Source organism: Comamonas sp. JNW (genome assembly GCF_003105075.1).
GTDB classification, from domain to species: Bacteria; Pseudomonadota; Gammaproteobacteria; order Burkholderiales; family Burkholderiaceae_C; genus Comamonas; species Comamonas squillarum.
The window spans coordinates 192,407-213,250 of sequence record NZ_QETI01000006.1 but is presented as its reverse complement, the minus strand read 5'-3'; the positions used below and the strand labels follow the sequence as shown (position 1 = coordinate 213,250).

Sequence of the window (20,844 nt, the reverse complement as noted above, 5' to 3'; positions counted from 1 at the left end):
GTGGTTCTTCATTTCGGCGCCTTAGCCCCCACCCGCTTCTTCCTCCATCCAAGCCTTTGCCCCGCAGTGCCAGGCAGCGCTTGCTGTGATTGCGGCCCAGGGCAGCGCCCAGCGCCCCATGCAAAAGTCACCCGTTACGCTCACCTTGCTGTTTGCCCTGTGCACCATGATTGGTCCGCTGGGCATCGATACCTACCTGCCCTCTTTCCATGCCATCGGGCAGGAATTTGGCGCCACGCCGATAGCGGTGCAGCAGACGCTGAGCGTCTACGTCTTTGCGATGGCCAGCACCATGCTGTTCTACGGCACGCTCAGCGACACCTTTGGCCGCCGCCGCGTGCTGATGGTCTCGGCCATCGGCTATTGCATCACCTCGCTGGCAGCGGCCTTTGCCGGCTCGATCGAATCGCTGGTGCTGATGCGCCTGGTGCAGGGCCTGTGCGCCGGCTCGGGCATGGTCATCGTGCGCGCCATGGTGCAGGACCAGCACCAGGGAGCAGAGGCGCAGCGCATGATGGCGCTGGTGATGATGGTGTTTGGCCTGGCCCCTGCGCTGGCGCCCGTGCTGGGCGGCTGGCTGCAAAGCCATGGTGGCTGGCGCTACAGCTTCTATTTCCTCTCGGGCTTTGGCGCGCTGCTGGCACTGCTGATCTGGCGCCAGCTGCCCGAGACGCTGCCGCCCGAGCGCCGCACGCCTTTGAAGCTGCGCGTCATTGCCGGCAACTACCTGCAGGCGCTGCGCAACCGCAAATTCCGCACCATGCTCATCGGCCTGGCGCTGATGGCCGGTGCCAACTCCATCTACATCAGCTCCGCTGCCGAGTTTGTGATGACCATCCTGGGCAAGGACGAAACTGCGCTGGGCTGGCTGTTCATCCCGCTGATCGCCGGCACCATGCTGGGCTCGGCCGTCTCTAGCCTCTTTGCCCGCCGCATTCCGCCCACCGTGCAAAAACGCATCGGCTATGCCTGCCTGCTCATCGCCTGCGCCAGCAACCTGCTCTACAACAGCCTGACGCAACAGCCCAGCGTCCCCTGGGCCGTCCTGCCGATCACGCTCTACACCTTTGGCATCTCGCAGCTGATGCCCATCCTGACCTTGGAAGCCATGGGCCATTTCCCCCAGATGCGCGGCCTGGCCTCGTCCTTGCAGGGCTTTAGCCAGATGATGGTCTTCACCATCATCTCGGGCCTGGTGGCGCCGCAGCTCTTTCACAGCGGCCTGTTGCTGGCGCTGGGCCTGGCGGTGACGGTGCTGCTGGGGATGGCGGTGTTTGCCTGGGCATCGCGCATGCCGGATGCACGGGGGCTGGGGCAGGTGGCTTGAGGGCTTGAGGGCGCTGTGCGCCCTGCCCCTTACAACTGACGTTTTGATCCGCTGAGTGTCCCGCAGAGATAGCCAAGTTCCGCCTTTTAAGAGGAACGGAAGGATTATCTGAATTTAGTCTTCTGTAGGCCAAAACATCCGCTTCACATCGCTGTGAAGGAATGGCAGCATCAGCGCAAGCGCATGTATATAGCTAGCCAAAATCTAATGTCCTCGAAACACCTGACTGCGCCCATGGTGCGCCATCCGCAGCCAGAAATAGAAAAAAAACCGCCAGGGCACCCCAAGGCGCCACTGGCGGTCAAATACCCATCAAAGACTCGCTATCAGAGCAGCGCCTTGCGCTTGCGGCGCCAGGCCAGCAAGCCCATGCCACCTGACAGCAGCGCCAGCGCTGCATGGCCCAAGGTAGGCACGGGGGTGGCGGTAGCGCCAGGGGTGCCAGGGTTGCCTGGGTCATCGGCGAGCACGGCCACACCACCCGGATCGCGGATGACGCCATTGGCCAGCAGGTCGTCATCGCCGGTCTGGCCGTCGGTGAGAGTCAGGACGACCTTGTTGCCGCTGATCGTGGCGTTGGGGTAGGCATACCAGTGGTCCTGGTTGTTGTCGGCGGTCTTGCCAAACTTGTAGTACTTGGCATTGGCCGGCAGCGCCTGCGGGTAGGTCATCTCCACCGTGGCGCTCTGGCCTGGCTGGCCGCCGGTCAGCTGCAGGCTGACGACGCCAAACGGAAAGCTCAGACCACTGGGCGCGGCCGCTGCCGGGCTTACGGCAACCGCCTGCGCGGCATCAAAGGCCCACAGGCCCGTGCCGCCGCCTTGCACGGTGGCTTGCATCTCGCCGTCCTTGCCGATGGGGGTCAGGGATGCGCTGGCGGGCTTGGCCGCAAAGTCAAAACGCACTTGGCACTGCGCTGCAATCGTGCCGGTGGTGTAGGCCGTTTGGTCGGCATTCCATTGGCCAGCCGGGCAGGTGCTGTCTGCCGCCAGGCCCACCAGCTGGTAGCCCGGTTGGGGCACCACGGCGCAGGTGCTGGTCTGGCCGGGCACTGCGCTGCTGCAGCTCACATTACCGGCAGCGGGTGCATTGGGTGTGCCCACCACGCCATCGCTGCCATCGCCCACCACCAGGGTCAGCGGCTGGCCCATGATCACATAGCTGTAGGTGGCATCCATCTGGTAGCGATAGCCGGGCATGACGATGGCCGTGCCTGCGCTGCTGAAGCTGAGGCCTCCTTTGCCATCGGGCACTGCCGTAGCGGTACCACCCAGGTACACCAGCTCGGTGGCGGTAGCATCGCTTTGCGCACGCAGTTGGGTGGTCAGGGTCACACCCAGGCTCAGCGGCTCGTTCAAGGCCAGTGCGGCCGTTTGCGGCTTGGCAGCGATCTCGACCGGGAAGTTGCTGGCCAGGTAGGCGTGGTCGGTGGTGATGCCGTTGGTGCCCCAGCTGTAGTACTTGTAGAAGTCAGTGGCCGTATTCACGGTCCATGGCCAGAAGGTCACGCCCCGGTGCTTGGCCGCTTCCATCGTGCTTTGACGAATGGCGGTGTAGCTGGGGTTGAAGGTCGAGGAGTTGGCCTGGGTGGCCTCAAGCACATTGCGCACGCTGGCGGGGACATCTGCGCTGTCGGCAATGCTGTTGAGGAAGCCGCCGGTCAGCTCGGGCATTTGCTCGCCGCTGCGCTTGAGCTGGTCGGCAATGAAGGAGATCGCAACCGACTGGTCGGCCACCCCCTCTTCGTCCATTTCCTTCTTGAGCTGGGCAATGATGCGCGGGTTGCTGCTCTTGAGCTCGATCACATGGGTGATGGGCTTGTCCTTGAACGCCTGGAAGTACTCACGCATCGTGGGCACCTGGTAGCCCTTGGTCTTGGTGGCCAGCGCCTTGACCTGCGCGAGGCTCATGTCCTCCACATTGCCCGTGCCATTGGTGGTGCGATTGACGGTGTCGTCATGCATGATGACCAGGTGGTCGTCGGTGGTGATGTAGATGTCGTTTTCCACGGCATCGGCACCGGCAGCCACTGCCGCCTTGGCGCTTTCCAGCGTGTTTTCGTCCTCGCGGCTAGGCATGCCACGGTGGCCGATGACCAGCGGCTTGCGCAGCAAGGTGTTGGCGGGCAGCTTGCGCAGTACATCGGCGTAGGCGGCGCTGTTGGCAGAGACGACGCCGTTGACACCGCTGACCAGCATCTTCGCTGCTTGCTCGGGGGTTGCGGCCTCGGCATTGCTCCACACCGTGATCAGCAGGCGCTGCAGATGGGCGACAAACGCGCGGGTTGTCAGGCCCTCGGGCAGGATCGCGATCTTGGCGCCCGCCCGGTTGGTCTCGCCCACGATGGTCAACAGATCGGCCTTGGACGTGGTCAGCTTGCGCTCGCTGAAATCCACCGCCGTGCGCAGCTTGGGCAGCGCCACACGGGCCTGCTTGAGCAATGCCACATCGCTGGACAGCAAGGTCAGGTCGGCGAGATTGTGCACTTGGTCGGAGAAGGTCACCAGCGCGTTCAGGGTCGCTGCATCCTGGATGCGCAACAGCGCAATGGTGTTGCGGTTGGACTGGGCAAAGTAGGCCGCCAGCGTGCCGACGTTGGCACCGCTGGCATCAAGCAGATTGAGGCTGCTGTCCAGCGTCCACAGCGCATGGCTGGCGCCGGTGCCAGCCAGCGATTGCAGGCCTTGGGCCGCCTGTACCAGGGTGGGTGCCATTGCCGCTGCGCTGCCGGCGTCCTGCACGGCCACGGGCATATCGAACTCAGGCAGCGGCGTGATCTGCTCGGTCACCTTGATGCTTTTGACACGCATGATGAGGCCGGCCGTCTGCATGCCGATGCCGCCCTTGGCCAGGTCGGCGCTCAGCATGGTGTCGTGCTGCAAGGCGCCATCGAGGTACTGGCGCACCCGGTTGCCATGGACCACCACGCTGGCGGTGTAGGTCTTCGCGGCGCTGATCGCCTCGGTGAACGGCTTGGTACCCTGCACCGACCAGGCGCCGGCCTTGCGGAATGCAAACTCGGTGCCGTTATTGGCCGTAGCCGCCTGGCGAATCGCGAACTGGTAGTAAGGCTCGTGGGCTGGGGTATTGGCAGCGGGCGAGGTGCGGTACATCACGCTACCCCAGCGAGCGGTATTGTTGGGCTGCTCGAAGCTGAACTCCACATCCACGCGGTAGTTGGATAGATTTTCCAGCGCTACTGGCAAGAGCACGGCCGTCATCGCGGTGCTATCGGCCTTGCCGTTGATCAGAAGATGGCCGGTGCTGGCATCGATAGTCACCGTGCCCTTATTCCAGCTTGCGGTGCGCCAGCCATCAGGCAGCTTGGTCGCTGCCGGGTCGTTGAACACATGCGAGGCATAGACCTGGCCTTGCGGGTCAGCAGAGGCCAGCTTGGCCTCCAGCGCCTGGCCAGCGGGGGTCTGCAAGGCCAGGTCTGCCGCTGTCGTGGTTTGTGTGGTGAGGATGAGCAAAGAGGCCATGGCGGCCACAAGGGGTAAGCGTCGCATAGGGATCCCAAAAGAAAGGCGGAAGTGTTGCAACGGCGGGTGACATCCTGATGAAAAAATTTGACACCTCCACTCTCAAGCCAGCATGCCCTGCGGACAAAAATATCTATGTGTTATTTGGTATGCATTTGTATTTATCTAACTCTCAAATATCTACCTGGTCTGGCGGGCCGGTAACGTGGGTGACAAACGCGCTGGGCTGCGCCCGTTTTCACCCTGTCGCCATCTGGCATCTGCTCTTAGCATGGGTGTTGCAAAACCAAAGCAACCCATAACAAAGGAGTCTCATATGCCCACCCCAACCTCCCTGCGCTTTCGGCCCACGCTCAGCGCCTGTGCCCTCGCCTGCTGCGCGATCACCGGAACGGCCCAGGCACAGGCCCCAGCGCCGGTGCGCCTGGGTTTCCTGACGGATATGTCCAGCCAGTATTCGGACGGCGATGGCAAAGGCGGCGCAACCGCCATCCAGATGGCCATTGAAGACTTTGGCGGCAAGCTGCTGGGCCGCCCGATTGAGCTCTTGTCGGCCGACCACCAGAACAAGGCCGATATCGCCTCGACCAAATCGCGCGAATGGGTCGACACCCAGGATGTCCAGCTGCTGATTGCCGGCACCAATACGGCGACGGCGCTGGCGATGGGCCAGGTGGCCAATGAGAAAAAACGCGTGCTGCTGATCAATGGCGCCTACTCCTCCAACCTGACGGGCAGCCAGTGCTCGCCGTACTGGGTGCACTACAACAGCGACACCACGGCCATTGCGCGCGGCACGGGCCGTGCAGTGTCCGAGCAAGGCGCCAAGACCTGGGCGCTCTTGGTAGCCGACTACACCTTTGGCCACACCCTGGAAGCCGATGTGACGCACGTGGTGCAGGCCCAGGGCGGCCAGATCGTCAAATCGGTGCGCGCGCCTTTTCATGCGAACGATTTTTCGTCCTACCTGGTGCAGGTGCAGGCCAGCAAGGCCGAGATCCTGGGCTTTGCCAATGCCGGTGGTGACTTCATGAACGCGCTCAAGGCCGCGCGCGAGTTTGGCATCACCCCCAAGATGAAGCCCGTGGCGCTGATGGTGTTTGCCAACGAGGTCGAGAGCCTGGGCCTCAAGCTCGCCGGTGGTCTGATGTTCACCGACAGCTGGTACTGGGACCGCTCGCCCGAGGCCCGCGCCTGGACCGACCGCTACTACGCCCGCACCAAGAAAATGCCCACCTCGCTGCAGGCCTCCGACTACTCCTCGGCGATGAGCTACTTCAAGGCCGTGGAAAAGGCGCAGAGCCTGGACGCGGACAAGGTGATGCAGACGCTCAAATCGATGCCGCTCAACGACATGTTCGGCAAGGGCAAGATCGAGCCCAATGGCCGCTATGTGCACGACATGTACCTGCTGCAGGTCAAGACGCCTGAGGAGTCCAAGGGCAAGCATGATTCGTTCAAGCTGATCAAGGCGCTGCCGGGCGAGACGCTGTTTGCCAGCAAGCAAGAGGCCCAGTGCCCGATCTGGAAGTAAGCGACTGAACTGGGAAAGCAGCCTGCAGGCGGGCTGCGCCAATCCTTGGCAGGGTTTGAGGGATAAGGGTTAGCCCTATATTTGAGGGCTATCTCACCCTTTGCTTGCGCCTGGTCAGAATGGGGGCATGCGCTGCGCCCCAAGCTGGCAGGACTCTTGCTTGCCCTTTTCCCATGACCCGATACCGCCTCTTTGCCAGCGCAGGCTTTGCGCGCGTGAGCCAACTGACCTCCGACAAATTCCGCTGGGCGCTCAAGACCGGCTCATCCGGCCATTCCTGGCTGGAGGATGGCATTGCGATGGCGGTCGGCATCTTGCTGATCTCCACCGCCTTGGTGCTGTACAAGAGCGCGGGGCTGCTGACCGGCGGCATTGCCGGCATTGCGCTGCTGGGGCACTACGCCACCGGCACCGATCTGGGCCTGCTGTTCTTCTGCCTGAATTTGCCGTTCTACTGGCTGGCTGCCAAGCGCATGGGCACTGCCTTTGTGGTCAAGACCTTTATCGCGGTAGTGGCCACGTCCTGGCTCACCGAGCTGCTGCCAGCGCTATTGGCCATCTCCTATGTGTCCCAGCCGCTGGCTGGCATCCTTGGCGGTGTGCTGCTGGGCACAGGCTTTTTGATTCTGTTCCGCCACCGGGTCAGCCTGGGCGGCTTTGGCATTCTGGTGCTCTACCTGCAGGAGCGCCATGGCTGGTCGGCTGGCAAGGTGCAGATGGGCCTGGACTGCCTCATCGTGGCGTTCGCGCTGTGGCTGGTTCCGGCCGTGTCGGTCGCCTGGTCGATTGCAGGCGCCGTGATCCTGAACCTGATCGTCGCGATGAACCACCGCAAGGACCGCTATATCGCGGTCTGATTCGGCCGTTGAGCCGCTTTAGTCAAACCCGCGCATCTGCGCCCAGTCGCCAAAGGGTGCGCGGTCGGCACGCAGGCTGTTGATCGGCGCCGTCAGGTCTTCATAGCCCAGCGCAATGCCATAGGCCACGCGGTAAGGCTCTGGCGCCTTGAGCACCCGCTCCACTGTGTCGCCATAGCGGCGCCAGTAGCCCTGGGCACAGGTGGCCAGGCCGCGCTCGGTGGCCAGCAGCATGAGGGACTGCAGGTAAATGCCCAGGTCCACCCACTGCGCATAACCCATGCGCTCGTCGGCAAATACCAGCAGGCCCACCGGGGCGCCAAAGAAGCGGCCGTTTTTAGCCAGCTGCTCCAGGCGCGCGGCCTTGTCCTCGCGCGGAATGTCGATAGTCTTGTACAGGTCCTCACCGTTCTTGAAGCGGCGCGTGCGATACGGCTCCCAGAGATTGGGCGGGTAGGTGTAGTTGTTGCCGCCTTCGGGCAGCGGCTGCGCATCTGCAATGGCATCGGTCAGTTCATGCAGCGCATGGCCCGCCAGCGCCACCACCCGCCAGGGCTGCAGGTTGCCGCCCGATGCCGCCTGGGCCGCATCGGCGATCAGGCTATGCACGGCTTGGGCAGAGGGAGCTTTGGGCAAAAAGGCGCGCACCGAGCGGCGCTCTTGCATGGCTTGCGTGACGTTCATGGCAAAGGGCTTTCTGGCGTTGAAAGAGGCTGGCAGATGGCAGTCCGCAGTTTAGTGCAGCGCAGCAAATGTTGCTGACACCGAGGCGCCAATGCGGCCACCGGGTGGTGGCCGCATGGGGTCAACGCCCGCCGCGTACTTACCTGGCCGTCGTGTCGCTGGCGATCGGGATGTAGAAATCGCCCCCCGCCCGGTTGAACTCCGCCGCCTTGGCCTGCATGCCCACGGCAATGCCCTGCTCTTCGGCCACGCCCTGGTTCTTGGCAAACTCGCGCACCTCCTGGGTGATCTTCATCGAGCAGAACTTGGGCCCGCACATCGAGCAGAAATGCGCCACCTTGGCACTGTCCTTGGGCAGGGTTTCGTCATGGAAGGCGCGGGCCGTGTCCGGATCCAGCCCCAGGTTGAACTGGTCCTCCCAGCGGAAGTCAAAGCGCGCCTGGCTGAGTGCATCGTCACGCGCCCGGGCCCCCGGGTGGCCCTTGGCCACATCGGCTGCGTGCGCGGCAATCTTGTAGGCAATGATGCCCTGCTTGACGTCATCGCGGTCGGGCAGGCCCAGGTGCTCCTTGGGCGTCACATAGCAGAGCATGGCGGTGCCAAACCAGCCGATCATCGCCGCACCGATGGCGCTGGCGATATGGTCATAGCCCGGCGCGATGTCGATGGTCAGCGGGCCCAGGGTGTAGAACGGCGCCTCGTGGCAGTGCTTGAGCTGCTCGGTCATGTTCGCCTGGATCATGTGCATGGGCACATGGCCCGGGCCTTCGATCATGGTCTGCACATCGTGCTTCCAGGCCAGCTGGGTCAGCTCACCCAAGGTGGCCAGCTCGGCAAACTGGGCCTCGTCATTCGCGTCCGAGGCGCAGCCCGGGCGCAGGCCATCGCCCAGCGAGAAGCTCACGTCGTACTGCTTCATGATGTCGCAGATATCTTCGAAATGTTCGTAGAGGAAGCTCTCGCGGTGGTGGGCCATGCACCACTTGGCCATGATGGAGCCTCCGCGCGAGACGATGCCGGTGCGGCGCTGGGCCGTCAGGTGGATATAGGCCAGGCGCACGCCGGCATGGATCGTGAAATAGTCCACGCCCTGCTCGGCCTGCTCCACCAGGGTGTCGCGGAAGATGTCCCAGGTCAGGTCCTCGGCCACACCGCCCACTTTCTCCAGCGCCTGGTAGATCGGCACCGTGCCAATGGGCACCGGCGAGTTGCGCACGATCCAGTCGCGCGTGGTGTGGATGTTCTTGCCGGTGGACAGGTCCATCACATTGTCCGCGCCCCAGCGGATCGCCCAGACCAGCTTCTCGACCTCTTCCTCGATGCTCGAGGTCACGGCCGAGTTGCCGATATTGGCATTGATCTTGACCTTGAAGTTGCGGCCAATGGCCATCGGCTCGATCTCGGGGTGGTTGATATTGGCCGGAATGATGGCCCGGCCCCGCGCCACCTCGTCGCGTACAAATTCGGGCGTGATGATCTTGGGGATCGCAGCGCCCAGGCTGTTGCCCGCCAGGCGCGCCTCGCGCGCAGCATCGCGCTGGTACTCGGCCATCCATTCGCGGCGGCCGTTCTCGCGCAGGGCCACATACTCCATCTCGGGGGTGATGATGCCTTTGCGCGCATAGTGCATCTGGGTCACATTTGCACCGCTCTTGGCGCGGCGCGGCTGGCGCTGCAGCGCGGCGGCCTCGGCCCGCAGCTGGGCCACGCGCAGGTCTTCTTCGCCGCGCTTGCTGCCGTCATCAAGCGCCACACGCTGGCGCCCCACATAGTAGTGGCTGTCGCCGCGCGCGGCGATCCATTCGGCGCGCAGCGCGGGCAGGCCCTGACGCACATCGATGGCCACGGCCGGGTCGGTGTAGGGGCCCGAGGTGTCGTAGACGCTGACCTGCTCTCCGTTGGTCAGCGCAATATCGCGCACCGGCACCTGCAGCTGCGGGTGGATGGCACCGGCCAGGTAAGACTTGGTCGACGCAGGAAAAGGCTGGCGTGATTGGGCCAGCAGTTCGCCAAAGCGGGCGGCATCGGGGGCATCACCGGTGGCGGGGATGAACAGGGACTCAGGGGCGTTCATGGCAGTCTCCTCAAAGCGGTTGATTTCATCGAACGCTCCGAGACGTGCCGGCCCTCTTCTGTTCCAACACGCCAGGCATGGCTGCTTGGCCGCAACACGCCCATCGACTACACCCCGGCCCGGCCGTGCTGTGCGTTGCGCCGTGGCCGCTGTTGGCTGGCCATGGCGGCACCTGTTGCGCGCTGACAGGTGCCGTCCCCAAAAAGACAAAACCCCAGTGCGCGAGGCGCCTGGGGTGTGCGTAGCCGGTGGCCACAGGCGCGTGCCATGCAACGCTGCCTGCCTTCCACCGCTGTGCTTTCAGGGTCCCGCTCTTCTTCCGCCGGCATGAACCGGATCAAGTTCGTCGGGTTCGCTAATCAGCAGTCTTGCAACTGCCTTTCGCATCTCAGCGCTTTCGCACACCCCGGAGCTGCGAGCAGTATAGCCGCTTCGCGCCGCGCGCACAGCTGCGTTTTTGCGCCGCGCTGGTGCTTACCCCAGTAGGCGCGCGCCAAGCAGCCTGCAACCATCGGGGCGCAGCAGCCCACGGGTGCGCCGCACCTGGCAGCCGCACTGCACGCATGTCTATTTGAACAAGGAGACCTTCCGATGAATGTTCCTGCAATGCCCTCTTTGCGTTCTGCGCTGCCACACCGGCGACGCGCAATTGCGGCCGCTGCCGCTGGCTGTGTGCTGGCCCTGTTTGCGCAAGGTGCGCTGGCGCAAGACAAGGTGCGGATCGGCTTCATCACCGACATGTCCAGCGTCTATGCGGACGTTGATGGCAAGGGCGGGGCGCTGGCGCTGCAGATGGCGATTGATGACTTTGGCGGCAAGCTGCTGGGCAAGCCGGTGGAGCTGATGGTGGCCGACCACCAGAACAAGGCCGACCTGGCCGCCTCCAAGGCGCGCGAGTGGTTTGACCAGCGCGACATGCAGATGCTGGTGGGCGGCACCACCTCCAGCACCGGCCTGGCGATGGCCAAGGTGGCCGAGGAGAAAAAGCGCCTCATCATCGTCAACGGCTCGGGTACATCCGCGCTAACCAACGACCAGTGCAGCCCCTACACGGTGCATTACGCCTACGACACGGTGGCCTTGGCCAAGGGCACCGGCGGCGCCATTGTGGCGCTGGGCGACAAGGACTGGTTCTTTCTGACGGCCGACTACGCCTTTGGCCATGCGCTGGAGGCCGATACCACCAAGGTGATCAAGGCCGCAGGCGGCCGCGTGGTGGGCGCCGTGCGGCATCCGATCAATGCCTCGGATTTCTCGTCCTTCCTGCTGCAGGCGCAGAACTCCAAGGCCCAGATTCTGGCGATGGCCAATGCCGGTGGCGACACCATCAACACCATCAAGGCTGCGCGCGAGTTTGGCGTGACCAAGACCATGAAGCTCGCCGGCATGCTGCTGTTCAGCTCGGACATCCACAGCCTGGGGCTCAAGCAGACCGAAGGCCTGATGTTCACCGACAGCTGGCATTGGGACCTGAACCCGGAAAGCCGCAAGTTCTCGGACCGGTTCTTCGAGAAGTTCAAGAAGATGCCCACCTCGCTGCAGGCGGCCGATTACTCGGCGATGATGACCTACCTGAAGACGGCCGACCGCATCAAGTCCACCGATTCGGACAAGGTGATGGCCGCGCTGAAGGCCGAACCCCTGTCCGACTTCTACGCCAAGGGCGTTGTCCGCCCCGATGGCCGCTACGCCCATGAGATGTACCTGATGCAGGTCAAGGCCCCGGCCGAATCCAAAGGCGCCTGGGATTACTTCAAGGTGCTCAAGACGCTCAGCCCCGACGAGGTCTGGACCACCAAGGCCGAATCCAGCTGCAAGCTCTGGAAGTAACGCCGCCCTCCCCGCCCTCTCCAAAAACAAAGACCCGCGCAATGCGGGTCTTTGACTTGGACGGGTCTGCAAGCCCCCGCTATTTCTTCTTGCGGTCCATGAAGGCGATCAACTCGCCCATGATGCCGCGGCGGAACGCCAGCACGCAGATCACAAAGATCAGGCCGGTCACAATGGTCACCGACTCACCCAAGGTGTTGAACCACTCGACGCCGGTCAGGCGCGACAGCCAGGTGCCGATATCGCCGATCTTGTTTTCCAGCGCGACGATTACGGCCGAGCCGACGATCGGCCCCGACAGCAGGCCCAGGCCGCCCACCAAGGTCATCAGGATGACCTGGCCCGATGCCGTCCAGTGCACGTCAGTCAAGGTTGCAAAGCCCAGCACCACGGTCTTGAGCGAACCGGCCAGACCGGCCAGCGCAGCCGAGATGACAAAGGCCAGCAGCTTGAAGCGGTTGACGTCATAGCCCAGCGAGATGGCACGCGGCTCGTTTTCCTTGAGCGCCTTGAGCACTTGGCCGAAAGGCGAATGCACCGTGCGCATGATCAGCAGGAAGGCCAGCACCACGATGGCCAGGGCCACGTAGTACATGGTCCAGTCGCTCTCCAGGCTCAGCACGCCAAACAGCTTGCCGCGCGGCACCGCTTGCAGGCCGTCCTCACCACCGGTGAAGGGCATTTGCAGGCAGGCAAAGAACAGCATCTGGGCGAGCGCCAAGGTGATCATCGAGAAATAAATCCCCTGGCGGCGAATGGCCAGCCAGCCAAACACCACACCCAGCAAGGCACCGAACACCACGCCGAACAAAATGCCCAGCTCCGGCGTCAGGTGCCAGACCTTGATCGCATGGCCGGTGACATAAGCCGCACCACCAAAGAAGGCGGCATGGCCAAAGGACAGCAGACCGGTGTAGCCCAGCAGCAGATTGAACGCACAGGCGAAAAGTGCAAAGCACATCAGCTTCATCACGAACACAGGGTAGGCCCCCATGAACGGCGCAGCGATCATGCCGAGCAGCAGCAACCCATACCCCAGTTTGGCAAACTTCTTGGAATTCATCCCCTCACCTCACTTCGCTTTGCCAAACAGGCCAGCCGGGCGCACCAGCAGCACGATGACCATGATCACGAACACGACGGTGGCCGAGGCTTCTGGGTAGAAGACCTTGGTCAGCCCTTCGATCACGCCCAGTGCCAGACCGGTTACGATGGCGCCCATGATGGAGCCCATGCCACCGATCACCACCACCGCGAACACGGTGATGATCAGGTTCTGGCCCATCAGCGGCGTGACCTGGTAGACGGGCGCTGCCAGCACGCCGGCAAAGGCGGCCAGGCCCACGCCAAACGCATAGGTCAGCATGATCATCAGCGGCACGTTGACACCGAAAGCCTCGACCAGACGGGGGTTCTCGGTGCCGGCCCGCAGGTAGGCGCCCAGGCGGGTTTTCTCGATCACATACCAGGTGGCAAAGCAGACGATCAGCGAGGCTACCACCACCCACATGCGGTAGTTGGGCAGCAGCATCACGCCAACGTTGGTGGCGCCTTCGAGCAGCTCGGGCGTGTCGTAGCCCAGGCCCGAGACGCCGTAGATCGAGCGGAACACGCCCTCGATCAGCAGCGACAGCCCCAAGGTCAGCAGCAGGCCGTAGAGGTGGTCGAGCTTGTAGATATGGCGCAGCAAAAAGCGCTCTATCAACACCCCGATGATGCCCACCAGAATCGGCGAGAGCAGCAGCATCACCCAGTAATTGACCTGGAAGTAGGACGCCGCCATCCAGGTGAACATGGCCCCCAGCATGAACAAAGCGCCGTGGGCGAAATTGATCACATTGAGCAGGCCAAAGATCACGGCCAATCCCAGACTGAGAATGGCATAGAACGAGCCGTTGACCAGACCCAGCAGCAGCTGGCTCATCAAGGCCGGTAATGAGATACCAAAAATTTCCATGAAAAGCTCACGAGTCAGTGAATGAACACAACACGCCTGGCGTCATGCCGCTGCTTTTGCGACCCGTGCCATCAGCGATGGCGGGCAGCCGCAGCAGGCAGCATCGACGCAGGTTAGGTGTGAGCGGTGCTTACTTCCAGAGCGCGCACTTGGATTCGGCCTTGGTCGTCCAGACCTGGTCCGCAGGCAAGGTGGACAGAACCTTCAGGTAATCCCAGGGCTTCTTGGATTCGGCAGGCGACTTGGCTTCGACCAGGTACATGTCGTGCGCGTAGCGGCCATCGGGGCGGATCACGCCCTTGCCGTAGAAGTCGTTGAGCGGCGTGCTCTTGAGGTAGGCCATGACCTTGTCGGCATCGGTGGTCTTGACGGCTTCGACAGCCTTCAGGTAGTTCATCGTCGCCGAGTAGTCCGCCGCATGCAGATCGGTAGGCATGCGCTTGGTCTTGGCAAAGAACTTGTCGGCGAACTTGCGCGTCTCGTCGTTCAGGTCCCAGTACCAGCTGGTGGTGTGCAGCAGGCCTTCGGTGTTCTTCAGGCCCATGCTGTGGATGTCAGACAGGAAGACCAGCAAGCCGGCGGTCTTCATGGTCTTGTTGATGCCGAACTCACGCGCGGCCTTGATGGCATTGATGGTGTCGCCGCCGGCATTGGCCAGGCCCAGGATCTGGGCCTTGGAGTTCTGCGCCTGCAGCAGGAAGGACGAGAAGTCAGATGCGTTGAGCGGGTGGCGCACCGAGCCGAGCACCTGGCCGCCCTTGGCCTTGATGACGGCGGTGGTGTCCGCTTCCAGCGAGTGGCCAAACGCGTAGTCGGCCGTCAGGAAGAACCAGGACTTGCCGCCACGGTCCACCACGGCTCCGCCGGTGCCCTTGGCCAAGGCCACGGTGTCATAGGCATAGTGCACGGTGTAGGGGCTGCACTGCTCATTGGTCAGTGCCGAGGAGCCCGCGCCGCTGTTGAAGTAGACGCGCTTTTTCTCTTGCGCCACCTTGGCAGCGGCCAGGGCCGTGCCGGAGTTGGTGCCGCCAAACAGCATGGTCACGCCGGCGGTATCGATCCACTCGCGCGCCTTGGAGGCTGCGATGTCTGCCTTGTTCTGGTGGTCGGCCGAGACCATCTCGATGGGCTGGCCCAGCACCTTGCCACCAAAGTCATCGATGGCCATCTGGATCGCGACTGCGCCGTTCTTGCCTTCCACATCGGCGTAGAGGCTGGACATGTCGGTGATGAAGCCGATCTTCACCTTTTCTTGTGCCTGGGCAGCGCCTGCGGACAGGGCGACCAAACATGCCACCTGGGCAATGGCTTTGAGCTTTGCTTTCATCTTGTCTCCTAAAAAATATCTGTTCTCAATACATGGCGGCAGTCTGCGCTGCGCCAGGGTTGCAAAAAAGTGGGCTAGACCCCCAGCAAGGTGTTGAGCAAAGGCATCTTGCCTTCGAGCTCATCGGCGCTGAACTGCTCGACGATCTGGCCGTGTTCCATCACATAGAGGCGATCGGCCAGGGGCGCGGCAAAGCGGAAGTTCTGCTCGACCATCACCACGGTGTAGCCCTTGGCGCGCAGGCTCACGATCATGCGGGCCAGCGCCTGCACGATGACGGGGGCCAGACCTTCGGAGATCTCATCGAGCAGCAGCAGCTTGGCGCCGGTGCGCAGAATGCGGGCCACGGCCAGCATCTGCTGCTCGCCGCCCGACAGGCGCGTGCCCTGGCTTTGGCGGCGCTCGGCGAGGTTGGGGAACATCTCGTAGATCTCTTCGACCGACATGCCGGCCGAGCCGGTTTTGAGGTCCGGCGGCAGCATCAGGTTCTCTTCGCAGGAGAGGCTGGCAAAGATGCCGCGCTCTTCCGGGCAGTAACCCAGGCCCAGGTGCGCAATCTTGTGCGTGGGCATCTGGATGGTCTCGACGCCATGGATCTTGATCGAGCCCTTGCGCGAGCCCGTCAGCCCCATCACCGCACGCATCGTCGATGTGCGGCCCGCGCCGTTGCGGCCCAGCAAGGTCACCACCTCGCCCGGCATCACACGCATGTTCACGCCATGCAGCACGTGCGATTCGCCATACCAGGCGTGCAGATCGCTGATCTCCAGTGCAGGCACTCCGTTTTTCTCATTCATGTCAGTGCGCTCCCTGCAGCTGGCCGTCGGTGGTTCCCATATACGCTTCCATCACCTGGGGGTTCTGCGACACCGTCTGGTAGTCGCCCTCGGCCAGGATGGCGCCGCGCTGCAGCACCGTGATGCGGTCTGCAATCGTCGAGATGACCTTCATGTTGTGCTCGACCATCAAGATGGTGCGCCCGGCCGAGACCTTTTTGATCAGCTGGGTGACGCGCTCGACGTCCTCATGGCCCATGCCCTGGGTGGGTTCGTCGAGCAGCATCAGCTCGGGCTCCATCGCAAGCGTGGTGGCAATCTCGAGTGCACGCTTTTGGCCATAAGGCAGGTTCAAGGTGATCTCGTCGGCCAGGTGCGCCAGGCCCACCTCTTCGAGCAAGGCCACGGCGCGGCCGTTGAGCTTGTCCAAGGTGCGCTCGCTGCTCCAGAAGTGGAAGGACGTGCCCAGCTTGCGCTGCAAGGCGATGCGCACGTTCTCCATCAGGCTCAGGTGCGGGAACACCGCCGAGATCTGGAACGAGCGGATCACCCCCCGGCGGGCAATCTGCGCCGGCTCTTCACTGGTGATGTCCGTGCCGTTGAAATGGATGATGCCCTTGGTGGGCGTCAAGAACTTGGTCAGCAGGTTGAAGCATGTCGTCTTGCCGGCACCATTGGGGCCGATCAGCGCATGGATCGAGCCCCGCTGCACCGACAGGTTGACATTGCTGACTGCTGTGAATCCCCGAAACTCCTTGGTGAGATCTCGGGTTTGAAGAATGACATCACTCATGGGCACCGCACCGCTTCGCTGGAAAAAAGCGCGGCGCCTATTCCGGGTTGGAAATGCACGCCGCTTCGATGCTGCCAATACTAGGAAAGAATACTGCGATGCAACACTGGGGAAAGCCTGTAGGTGAGGCTGCGTACGCGTTAACCCGTGGGCTTTATGCGCTCACTTTTTGATAGTCACCTGAGGGACAAACGGTCGTCTTTTTGTCATCAAAATCAAGCACGGGCGACAATGCAAAGGCCCTGCCCCGGCCCATCCATACGTGCTGTGCATCATCGGCGCTGCAGCATGCCAGCCAGTCGGGCTGCTGCCAAGGCGACAGATCCAGCCTATTGCAGGCGGTGCTTGCTCGCTTCGGGCAGCAGCAAGGGCAGCACATCGATGCCCTCGTCGACCAAAGCGCGTTGCTCCTCCGGGGTGGCGGTGCCCCGGATCGGGCGGGCAGCGACCTCACCCTCATGCATCTGGCGGGCCATGTCGGCAAAGCCGCTGCCGACATCGTCGGTATTGGCTACGATCTGGCGCGACAGCTCAAGCCAGGCCTGTTGCAGGCGCTGGGCATCGCTGAGCGGGGTTGGGGAGGCCCGGGATGGCGAGGACGACGCCGGCGCACTACCAGGCCGTGCAGGGGCTGCGGCGGAGGAAGCCGGCGCAGCTGGAGCCGCTGGGGCCAGGGAATTGGATTTGCGCGCCAGATGCGGGGCGCTCAGGCCTTTGACGATCTCATGCGAGTTGCACATCGGGCAGCTGAGCCAGCCCTGGCTTTGTTGCTGCTCGAACGCGGCGTCCGAGGCGAACCAGCCCTCAAAGATATGGCCCAAAGGGCAGCGCAGGTTGAAGACCTTCACAGTCTCACCCCGCTCGGCTCACCTTGCGCAGCAGGTACTGGTAGGCAAAACCGGGGAAGGCAAAGGTCAGGAACAAGGTGCCGGTGACGGCATAGAACTCCCAGCCCTGGCTGCTGCGCTGGCCGGCGCGGCCTTCGAGCAGCATCGCAAATGCCCCGATGAGGAAGTACAGCACGACCAGCTCGACCAGGCGGATCCACAGGGCCTTGCCGGCACTGCCGCCGTCATGGCACAGGGGCCCCGCAGCCAAAATACGTTGGTTCAGAAATGGCAGATTGGCCGCAACAAAGCCCGCCACGATCACCAACCAGATGGATGCAGTGATAGACATGCGGGCTTTGTCAGGCTCGGTTGCCGAGCCGCTTAGCTGGCGAGCGCGCGCAGCACGGCGTCAGAGCACAGCTTCATCAGACCGCCGGGCATGATGCCCAGAATCAGCACCAGCGCGCCATTGACCACCAGCACAGCACGCACGTCCAAAGGTGCATGCACCTTGGCGGCGGTGATGGGCTTGTCGAAGTACATGACCTTGACCACGCGCAGGTAGTAGAAGGCGCCGATCAGCGACATGATCACCGCAAACACGGCCAGCGCAATATAGAGGCCACTGCCCGAAGCCACCAGCGCCTGCAGCACGGCCAGCTTCGAGTAGAAGCCCACCAGCGGAGGAATACCGGCCATCGAGAACAGGCAGATTGCCATCACGCCAGCGTACAGCGGGCTGCGCTGGTTCAGACCGGCAAAGTCGGCGATCTCTTCGCTCTCAAAGCCTTCACGGGCCAGCAGCAGCACCACGCCGAACGTGGCCAGGGTGGTCAGCACATAGCTCACGACGTAGAACATCGAGGCGCTGTAGGCGTTGCCAGCGGTAGCCGCTTCGACATTGCCATTGACCACGCCGGACATCAGACCCAGCAGCACAAAGCCCATTTGCGAGATGGTCGAGTAGGCCAGCATGCGCTTGATGTTGGTCTGGGCAATAGCGGCCAGGTTACCGATCAGCAGCGAGAGGATGGCCAGCACGGCCAGCATCTGTTGCCAGTCAATCGCCAGCGGCAGCAGGCCGTCCACCAGCAGGCGGATGACGATGGCGAAAGCTGCCAGCTTGGGCGCACCGCCCACGATCATCGTGATGGCCGTAGGTGCGCCTTGGTAGACGTCAGGCACCCACATGTGGAAAGGCACCACACCCAGCTTGAAGGCCAGGCCAGCGACCACAAACACCAGACCGAAGACCAGCACCTGGTGGCGGATCAGGCCGGAGTTCACCGCCTTGAACACTTCACCGATATCGAGCGAGCCGGTGGCGCCGTAGATCATCGACAGACCGTACAGCAGGAAACCCGATGCCATCGCGCCCAGCACGAAGTACTTCATGCCCGCTTCCACCGCAGCGGTGTTGTCACGGCGCAGGCAGACCAGCGCGTAGCTCGACAGGGTCAGCAGTTCCAGCCCCAGGTAGATGATCAGGAAGTTGTTGCCCGAGATCATCACGTTCATGCCCAGCAGCGCGAGCAGCGACAGGATGAAGTACTCACCGCCGTTGAGCATGCCACGGTCACGCGAGTAACCACGGCCATAGACCAGGGTGACGGCCATCGCGATCGCCGCAGCGCACTTGAGCCAGTTGCCCATGGCGTCGGAGACGACCATGTTGCCAAAGGCGTAGAACGTATTGCCATTGCTGGCATAGATACCGGTGATCACCGCCACGACCACCAGGGTCAGCAGCGACAGAATGTAGGTGAGCGTGCGCCCTGCGCTCTTGACGCCCAGGTCCACGATGGTGATGACACAGGCCATCACCAACAGCACGATTTCGGGATAGATAGCCAGCCAGCTGATGTTATCAATCATCTCAAGTCTCTCAATTCTGTCCGACCATCACAGCTTGGACGCGGCGACATGCTTGAGCAGGTCGGCCACCGAGGCACCCATCACATCGGTGAACGGCGCAGGGTAGACACCCATGATCAGCACGGCAGCAGCCAAGATGCCCAGGATTAGGAATTCGCGGCAACCGATGTCCTTGAGCTCGCGCACATGGTCATTGGTCACTGGGCCGAAGTACACGCGCTTGTACATCCACAGCGTGTACGCAGCGCCCAGAATCAGCGCGGTGGCCGACAGCACACCAATCCAGAAGTTGAACTTGGTGGCGCCCAGGATCACCATCCACTCGCCGATGAAACCGGCGGTGCCTGGCAGGCCGCAGTTGGCCATCGCAAACAGCAGGGCAAAGGCGGCAAACTTGGGCATGGTGTTGACCACGCCGCCGTAGGCAGCGATATCACGTGAATGCACGCGGTCGTACAGCACGCCGATACACAGGAACATCGCGCCCGACACAAAGCCGTGGGCAATCATCTGCATCAGGCCACCCATGACACCGATGTCATTGAAGATGAAGAAGCCCAGGGTCACAAAGCCCATGTGTGCGACGGACGAATAAGCCACGAGCTTTTTCATGTCCTTCTGCACAATTGCCACCAAACCCACATAGATCACAGCGATCAGCGACAGCGCGATGATGAGCCAGGCCCATTCGTGCGACGCATCAGGAGCGATGGGCATCGAGAAACGCAGGAAACCATAGGCCCCCAGCTTCAGCATGATCGCGGCCAGCACGGCAGAACCACCGGTAGGCGCTTCGACGTGAACGTCGGGCAGCCAGGTGTGCACCGGGAACATCGGCACCTTCACGGCAAACGCGGCGAAGAAGGCAAAGAAGATCAAGGTCTGCTCGGTCATCGTCAGCGGCAGCTGGTGCCAGGCCAGAATCTCGAAGCTGCCTGCCTTGGTGTAGAGGTACAGCAGCGCGATCAAGGTCAGCAGCGAACCCATCAGCGTGTACAGGAAGAACTTGAACGCTGCGTAGATGCGGTTCGGGCCACCCCAGATACCGATGATCAGGTACATCGGGATCAGGGTTGCTTCAAAGAACACGTAGAACAGCAGACCGTCCAGAGCCGAGAACACACCGATCATCAGACCCGACAGGATCAGGAACGCGCCCATGTACTGGTTCACGCGCTCGGTGATCGACTCCCAGGAAGCCAGCACCACGATCACCGTGATGAAGGCGGTCAGCGGCACAAACCAGAAGGAGATGCCATCAACGCCCAGGTAGTAGTTGATACCAAAGCGTGGAATCCAGGACGCCTTCTCGACGAACTGCATCGCCGACGTACCCAGCTGGAAGCCGGTGTACAGAGGCAAGGTGACCAAAAGGCCTATCAGCGCACCGACCAGTGCGATCCAGCGCACCATCTTGGCCTGCTCCTGCTTGCCAAAGGCCAGCAGGACCGTACCAAAGACGATGGGCGTCCAAATTGCAAGACTCAACAATCCCATT

Annotated in this window: 16 protein-coding genes and 1 riboswitch; of the genes, 4 read left to right on the top strand and 12 right to left on the bottom strand. The window is 62.6% G+C overall.

All coding sequences use genetic code 11. The annotated features are described in order from the left end of the window. Positions 1-118: 118 nt before the first annotated feature. Positions 119-1,327: a multidrug effflux MFS transporter gene (locus tag DCO45_RS11315; RefSeq protein ID WP_116926008.1), complete on the top strand. Its 1,209-nt coding sequence runs from the start codon at positions 119-121 to the stop codon at positions 1,325-1,327. A 326-nt stretch (positions 1,328-1,653) separates the two neighbouring features. On the opposite strand, the gene DCO45_RS11310 is transcribed toward DCO45_RS11315, so the two are convergent. After that, complete coding sequence (locus DCO45_RS11310) at positions 1,654-4,809, bottom strand: IPTL-CTERM sorting domain-containing protein (protein ID WP_165841180.1); 3,156 nt, start codon at positions 4,807-4,809, stop codon at positions 1,654-1,656. 316 nt (positions 4,810-5,125) lie between these two features. Between DCO45_RS11310 and DCO45_RS11305 the strand changes: the two genes are divergently transcribed. Next, positions 5,126-6,343: an ABC transporter substrate-binding protein gene (locus tag DCO45_RS11305; RefSeq protein ID WP_116925922.1), complete on the top strand. Its 1,218-nt coding sequence runs from the start codon at positions 5,126-5,128 to the stop codon at positions 6,341-6,343. Between the two features lie 173 nt (positions 6,344-6,516). Further along, on the top strand, positions 6,517-7,200 hold the full coding sequence (locus DCO45_RS11300; protein WP_116925921.1) for a YitT family protein: 684 nt from the start codon (positions 6,517-6,519) through the stop codon (positions 7,198-7,200). Between the two features lie 18 nt (positions 7,201-7,218). On the opposite strand, the gene DCO45_RS11295 is transcribed toward DCO45_RS11300, so the two are convergent. Together DCO45_RS11295 and thiC are read right to left on the bottom strand one after the other, a co-directional pair. Then, a complete protein-coding gene (locus tag DCO45_RS11295; RefSeq protein WP_116925920.1) occupies positions 7,219-7,884 on the bottom strand; it encodes a nitroreductase in 666 nt (221 codons plus the stop codon). A 139-nt stretch (positions 7,885-8,023) separates the two neighbouring features. Next, positions 8,024-9,958, bottom strand: coding sequence for a phosphomethylpyrimidine synthase ThiC (gene thiC, locus DCO45_RS11290; RefSeq protein WP_116925919.1), 1,935 nt, complete (start codon positions 9,956-9,958; stop codon positions 8,024-8,026). A 297-nt stretch (positions 9,959-10,255) separates the two neighbouring features. Then, positions 10,256-10,377: riboswitch (TPP riboswitch) on the bottom strand. Between the two features lie 187 nt (positions 10,378-10,564). Between thiC and DCO45_RS11285 the strand changes: the two genes are divergently transcribed. Beyond that, a complete protein-coding gene (locus tag DCO45_RS11285) occupies positions 10,565-11,788 on the top strand; it encodes an ABC transporter substrate-binding protein (protein WP_116925918.1) in 1,224 nt (407 codons plus the stop codon). Positions 11,789-11,867: 79 nt separating this feature from the next. Here the strand turns inward: DCO45_RS11285 and DCO45_RS11280 are convergent, their stop codons facing one another. The 9 genes from DCO45_RS11280 to DCO45_RS11240 all read right to left on the bottom strand — a co-directional run bounded on the left by DCO45_RS11280 (position 11,868) and on the right by DCO45_RS11240 (position 20,843). Beyond that, positions 11,868-12,851, bottom strand: a complete 984-nt coding sequence (locus DCO45_RS11280) for a branched-chain amino acid ABC transporter permease (RefSeq protein ID WP_116925917.1) — start codon at positions 12,849-12,851, stop codon at positions 11,868-11,870. A 9-nt stretch (positions 12,852-12,860) separates the two neighbouring features. After that, entirely contained in the window at positions 12,861-13,745 is an 885-nt protein-coding gene (locus DCO45_RS11275; protein ID WP_021028576.1) for a branched-chain amino acid ABC transporter permease, read from the bottom strand. Between the two features lie 130 nt (positions 13,746-13,875). Further along, positions 13,876-15,072 (bottom strand): ABC transporter substrate-binding protein, encoded by a 1,197-nt coding sequence (locus DCO45_RS11270; protein WP_116925916.1) that lies wholly within the window; start codon positions 15,070-15,072, stop codon positions 13,876-13,878. A 74-nt stretch (positions 15,073-15,146) separates the two neighbouring features. After that, entirely contained in the window at positions 15,147-15,869 is a 723-nt protein-coding gene (locus DCO45_RS11265) for an ABC transporter ATP-binding protein (protein ID WP_116925915.1), read from the bottom strand. 1 nt (position 15,870) lies between these two features. Continuing rightward, positions 15,871-16,641 carry an ABC transporter ATP-binding protein gene (locus DCO45_RS11260; protein WP_021028573.1) on the bottom strand — a complete coding sequence of 257 codons (771 nt, stop codon included), beginning with the start codon at positions 16,639-16,641 and terminating at the stop codon, positions 15,871-15,873. Positions 16,642-16,970: 329 nt separating this feature from the next. Then, a complete protein-coding gene (locus tag DCO45_RS11255) occupies positions 16,971-17,489 on the bottom strand; it encodes a DUF1178 family protein (protein WP_116925914.1) in 519 nt (172 codons plus the stop codon). A 4-nt stretch (positions 17,490-17,493) separates the two neighbouring features. Beyond that, positions 17,494-17,820 (bottom strand): DUF2818 family protein, encoded by a 327-nt coding sequence (locus DCO45_RS11250; RefSeq protein WP_116925913.1) that lies wholly within the window; start codon positions 17,818-17,820, stop codon positions 17,494-17,496. Between the two features lie 32 nt (positions 17,821-17,852). Further along, the gene (gene nuoN / locus DCO45_RS11245) at positions 17,853-19,346 is read right to left on the bottom strand and encodes an NADH-quinone oxidoreductase subunit NuoN (protein ID WP_116925912.1); all 1,494 of its coding nucleotides are present in this window, start codon (positions 19,344-19,346) and stop codon (positions 17,853-17,855) included. Positions 19,347-19,373: 27 nt separating this feature from the next. Then, positions 19,374-20,843 (bottom strand): NADH-quinone oxidoreductase subunit M, encoded by a 1,470-nt coding sequence (locus DCO45_RS11240; protein ID WP_021028569.1) that lies wholly within the window; start codon positions 20,841-20,843, stop codon positions 19,374-19,376. Position 20,844: the final 1 nt, after the last annotated feature.